This window comes from Pseudoalteromonas sp. SG44-5 (assembly GCF_014164175.1).
Lineage (GTDB): Bacteria > Pseudomonadota > Gammaproteobacteria > Enterobacterales > Alteromonadaceae > Pseudoalteromonas > Pseudoalteromonas nigrifaciens.
The window spans coordinates 1-586 of sequence record NZ_JACJES010000064.1 but is presented as its reverse complement, the minus strand read 5'-3'; the positions used below and the strand labels follow the sequence as shown (position 1 = coordinate 586).

Below are 586 nucleotides of genomic sequence, written 5' to 3'. Positions count from 1 at the left end.
GTTTCTGCAGCGTTTGAACCAACCTGAAACCCTTTACTACCAAACGAGCCGTTCAATAAACTTTGACCACCAAACGATGTAGTTTCTGCAATGCGGGTTAATTCCGTTTGCAATGCACCCACTTCTTTTTGCAGTGATGCTCTGTCGTCAGCTGAGTTTGAACCATTCGCTGATTGCAGTGCTAGCTCACGCATACGCTGCAAAATATTTGTTGATTCACTCATAGCGCCTTCAGCTGTTTGCGCCATTGATATGCCATCATTAGCATTACGCTGTGCTACCGCTAAGCCACTTATTTGCGATGTTAAACGGCTAGATATTTGCATACCTGCTGCATCATCTTTTGCGCTATTAATACGCATGCCTGATGATAAACGCTCCATCGACGTTGCCAAGCCTTGCCCTGATTTAGAAAGATTACGTTGAGCATTTAATGAAGATACGTTTGTATTTACTGATATAGCCATGATAAAACTCCTGATTACTTTCGTAATGTTGCTATTTTAATTTAACCAAAAGCTATCACAATTGTATGCTCAAGCTCTGTACTAATTAAGTTAACGGCAGGATAAGTAATTTCTTTAGG

At 40.8% G+C, this 586-nt stretch carries 1 pseudogene; it reads right to left on the bottom strand.

The window, feature by feature from the left end:
• Positions 1-467 (bottom strand): annotated as a pseudogene (locus H5079_RS18210) (flagellin); the annotation flags it as partial.
• Positions 468-586: the final 119 nt, after the last annotated feature.